This is a genomic window from Acidovorax sp., assembly GCF_046339755.1.
In the GTDB taxonomy this organism is placed as follows: Bacteria; Pseudomonadota; Gammaproteobacteria; order Burkholderiales; family Burkholderiaceae_C; genus Acidovorax.
Map to the genome: position 1 here is coordinate 1 of NZ_JBKDTZ010000103.1, position 4,102 is coordinate 4,102.

The following is a 4,102-nucleotide window of genomic DNA, read 5'->3' on the forward strand; positions in this document are numbered from 1 at the left end:
GACTGGCGAGTTGCCCTACCCCAGCCTCACGGCCAACCTGCACCACGAGATCGAGCTGGTGGTGGCCATCGGCAAGGGCGGCAAGGACATCAAGGCCGCCGATGCGTTCTCGCACATCTACGGCTACGCCACGGGCCTGGACATGACGCGCCGCGACCTGCAGAACGACATGAAGAAGCAGGGCCGCCCCTGGTGCATCGGCAAGGGCTTCGACGCCAGCGCCCCCATCGGTCCCATCACACCCGCCGCGCAGGCCGGCGACGTGGCCAAGGCCGGCATCTGGCTGCAGGTCAATGGCACTGACAAGCAGCGCAGCACCGTGGCCCAGCTGATCTGGAACATCGCCGAGACCATCGAGCACCTGTCGGCCGCCTGGGAGCTGCAACCCGGCGACCTGATCTACACCGGCACCCCCGAAGGCGTGGGTGCCGTGGTGCGCGGCGATACGCTCGAAGGCGGCGTGGACGGCCTTACGGGGCTGAAGTTGAAGGTGGTGTAAACCAGACCGCCCGCCACGGCCCGTCGTAGCGGGCGGTACACTATCATTTTCATAGCTGCGGGCAAGAGTTCCGTCCGGCAGCTCCACGCCATTATCCGCATGACCTTCCGCAGCCCGATCCGACACTGCCGCGCCTGCGGCACCGCCGTGGTGTACCGCCTGCCCGACGACGGCGACACCAAGCAGCGCGCCGTGTGCCCGGCCTGCAACACGGTTCACTACGAGAACCCGCTCAACGTGGTGGGCACGGTGCCGGCGCTGCCCGATGGCCGGGTGCTGCTGTGCAAGCGCAACATCGAACCACGCTGGGGCAAGTGGACCCTGCCCGCGGGCTTCATGGAGCTGGAAGAGACCACGTCGCAGGGCGCCGCGCGCGAGACCGACGAGGAGGCCGGCGCGCAGATCGAGATGGGCCCGCTGTTCAGCCTGCTCAATGTGCGCCGCGTCGGCCAGGTGCACTTCTTCTACCGCGCAACCCTGCAGAGCGAAGAGTTCAACCCCGGCCACGAAACCATCGAGGCGCGCCTGTTCACCGAGGCCGAGATCCCCTGGGACGAGATCGCCTTCCGCACCGTGAAGGAAACGCTGGAGTGCTATTTCGCGGACCGCAAGGCCGGCAGCTTCGGACTGCACTGCATCGACATCGAGTAGCCGGCCCAACGTCGGCAGCCATGCCATGACCACCTGCACCACCCCACCCGACAACCTGCCCACCTACCGCCTGCTGACCGGCCCCGACGACGCGGCCTTCTGCAAGCGTGTGAGCGAGGCCCCAGGCTATGAGCTGTACGGCTCGCCGGCCGCGACCTTCAACGGCGAGCGCGTGATCGTGGCGCAGGCCATCGTCTGGCCCGGGGCCCACCGGCACTAGCCCGGCCCCGTCAGGGCGGCACTTCCGCCCCGGGGATCTGCGCGCTGCCGGGCGCCGGCACGCTCCCCGGCGGGGGCATGGCGGGCGGCATCGGCGGCAGCACCATCTGTTCGGCCGGCGGCGTGGGACCGCGCTGCGGTGGTGCATCGGACGGGTCCGGCTCTCGGATGACGGGGGGCAGCGTTCCCGGAGGCAGCGGCGGCGGGTAGGAGCCCCCGGCGGGCGGCTGCCCAGGCTGGCCCGGCGCGTCGCGGCCGAACAGCTCCATCACCCAGTTGCGCATGCCGGCCATGGCATTGCCTGCGGCACTGGTGTCTTCCTCGTCGATGAAGCGGTCCTTGCCATCGAGCACCTGCGAGCGGAAGGCCTGCTGCACGAAGTCTCCCACCATGGGCAGCGCGCTGTGGGCGCCCTGGCCCCAGTAGTCGCTGCGCAGGGTCACGCGGCCGTCGTTGAAGCCCACCCAGGCACCGGCCACCACGCGCGGGTGCATGAGGATGAACCAGCCGTCGGTGTTGTCCTGCGTGGTGCCGGTCTTGCCCGCCACATCGCCGGTGATGCCGTAGCGCGAGCGGATGGCGCGGCCCGTGCCCTTGTCGATCACGCCGCGCATGGCCGCGCGCAGCGTCTGGGCCGGGCCGGTGGGCAGCACCCTCTCGGCTGCGGGCGGGGTGAAGGTCTGCAGCAGCTTGCCATTGCGGTCCTCGATGCGGGTGATGAGCACTGGCGACACATAGCGCCCGGCATTGGCGATGGTGCCGTAGGCCGTGACCATCTCGCGCAGCGTGACCGGGCTGGTGCCCAGGGCCAGCGAAGGCACCAGCTCCAGCTTGCTTTCGCGCACGCCCATGGCACGGGCCAGCTCGGCCACGTGGGCCGGGCCCACCTTGTGCATGAGCTGGGCGGTGATGGTGTTCTTGGACAGGGCCAGGCCGTCGGCCAGGGTCATGGGCTCGTCGCTGGGCGGGCCGCCATCGGTGGGGCGCCAGACCTGGCCGCCGCCCAGGGGGATCTCCACGGCCTCGTCCATCAACGTGTCGCTGGGCAGCGCGCCCTGCTCGAAGGCCGCGCCATAGACGAAGGGCTTGAAGGTGGAGCCCGGCTGGCGCCGCGCCTGCTGCACGTGGTCGAACGGGTCCTGGCCGAAGTCGCGGCTGCCCACCCAGGCCAGCACCTTGCCGGTGACCGGGTCCATGGCCATGAAGCCGGCCTGCACGCGCGTCTTGTTCTGGCGCAGGGTGCGCATGAAGGCGGTGTCGCCCAGCAGGCTCTTCATCGCCTCGTCGGGCGCGGCGCCCTGCTCCACCGCCGTGCGGTACTCGGAGGTGTCGCGCACGAAGTCCTGCACCAGGTCGGACTGCGGGTTCCAGGCGCTGCGCTGGGCCCAGGCCGTGTCGGCAATGCCCTGCAACTGCCGACCCTGCTTGGCCACGGCCTGGTTGGCCATGGCCTGCAGGCGCGAGTCGATGGTGGTGTGCACCTGCAGGCCGTCCGCATGCAGGTCGTAGCCGTTGGCGTCGGCCCAGGCGATCAGGGTTTTGCGCAGCTGCTGGGCAAAGTGCGGGGCCAGGCCCGTGGCCTCGGTCTGGCGCTCGAAGTCCAGGCGCAGCGGGCGCTTTTGCAGGGTGTCGAACTGGGCCTTGTCGAGCTTGTCGCGCTTGACCATCTGCGCCAGCACGGTGTTGCGCCGGGCCTGTGCGCGCTCGGGGTTCATCACCGGGTTGTAGTAGGCCGTGCCCTTGAGCATGCCGATCAGCGTGGCGCTCTCGAGCAGGTTGAGCTTGTCGGCCGACTTGTCGAAGTAGGTGCGCGCCGCCATCTCGATGCCGAAGGCGTTGTACAGGAAGGGCACGGTGTTGAGATACGTCTCCAGGATCTCGTCCTTGGAGTAGGCCATCTCGATCTTGATCGCGGTGATCGCCTCCTTGAGCTTGCGCGTGATGGTGCGCGAGCGCCCGATCTCTTCCGGGAACAGGTTGCGCGCCAGCTGCTGCGTGATGGTGGAACCACCCTGCGGGTCGCCGCGCAAGGTATGCAGCACGGACGAAAAGGTGCGCCGCCAGTCCATGCCCCAGTGCTCGTAGAAGCGGTGGTCCTCGGTGGCGATGAGGGCATTGACCACGTGCGGCGCCACGCGGTCCAGGGCCACCCATTCGCGGTTGGCCCAGCGGTACTCGGACAGCACCTTGCCGTCGGCCGAGATCAGTTGCGCAGGCCGCTCGGTCTTGGCCTTGGTGATGTCGCTGATGGAGGGGGTGAACGGGATCAGCGCCAGGGTATAGAGCACCAGGGCGGCCGGCAAGACCAGGACGGCAAACAGCCAGGTGCGGCGCCGTGAGCCCCGCACGTAGGCCAGCGCGCGGCCGAAGCTGGCGCCCAGGCGGGTGGCCAGGGAGGAGAGGAAGGGAGGCATCAGGCAAGCCCCTCGGGGGCATCCGGTCGGGAAATCAGGGACAGGGGGAACACGGCGGCGGCCCGATGGGAAACACGCTCTGACTCAGCAAGCCGGCGCAAGTTCTCAGGCGGCCACGCCGCCGGCCAGCAAGGCCAGCATGCCGGCCTCGTCGATCACGGGCACGCCCAGCTCCTCGGCTTTGGCGAGCTGGCTGCCGGCTTCTTCGCCGGGGCAGGCTTCCGGACAGCCTTGCGGGTGCTCGTCCGGCTGGCGCGCACCTTGGCGGAGGAGGCAGCCTTGGCCTTCCCCGATGGGCCGCTCTTGCGGACTGGTCGCT

5 protein-coding genes are annotated in these 4,102 nt (G+C 69.5%); 3 read left to right on the forward strand and 2 right to left on the reverse strand.

Features of this window, described 5'->3' with window-relative positions; genetic code table 11:
• From ACK59X_RS08365 to ACK59X_RS08375, 3 genes are all read left to right on the forward strand, one after another.
• Positions 1-499, forward strand: a 499-nt coding sequence (locus tag ACK59X_RS08365) for a fumarylacetoacetate hydrolase family protein (RefSeq protein WP_409956422.1), incomplete at its 5' end; no start/stop codon positions are given.
• Positions 500-598: 99 nt separating this feature from the next.
• A complete protein-coding gene (locus ACK59X_RS08370; RefSeq protein WP_409956423.1) occupies positions 599-1,150 on the forward strand; it encodes an NUDIX hydrolase in 552 nt (183 codons plus the stop codon).
• Positions 1,151-1,175: 25 nt separating this feature from the next.
• Positions 1,176-1,370 (forward strand): DUF1737 domain-containing protein, encoded by a 195-nt coding sequence (locus ACK59X_RS08375; protein WP_409956424.1) that lies wholly within the window; start codon positions 1,176-1,178, stop codon positions 1,368-1,370.
• A gap of 10 nt (positions 1,371-1,380) precedes the next feature.
• On the opposite strand, the gene ACK59X_RS08380 is transcribed toward ACK59X_RS08375, so the two are convergent.
• Both ACK59X_RS08380 and ACK59X_RS08385 read right to left on the reverse strand, forming a co-directional pair.
• A complete protein-coding gene (locus ACK59X_RS08380) occupies positions 1,381-3,783 on the reverse strand; it encodes a penicillin-binding protein 1A (RefSeq protein ID WP_409956425.1) in 2,403 nt (800 codons plus the stop codon).
• 105 nt (positions 3,784-3,888) lie between these two features.
• Positions 3,889-4,102: hypothetical protein (locus ACK59X_RS08385; protein ID WP_409956426.1), on the reverse strand; the 214-nt coding region annotated here is incomplete at its 5' end.

Coding starts and splice junctions, on each gene's coding strand:
- ACK59X_RS08370 (WP_409956423.1), top strand. CDS start 599: ATGACCTTCCGCAGCCCGATCCGACACTGCCGCGCCTGCGGCACCGCC.
- ACK59X_RS08375 (WP_409956424.1), top strand. CDS start 1,176: ATGACCACCTGCACCACCCCACCCGACAACCTGCCCACCTACCGCCTG.
- ACK59X_RS08380 (WP_409956425.1), bottom strand. CDS start 3,783: ATGCCTCCCTTCCTCTCCTCCCTGGCCACCCGCCTGGGCGCCAGCTTC.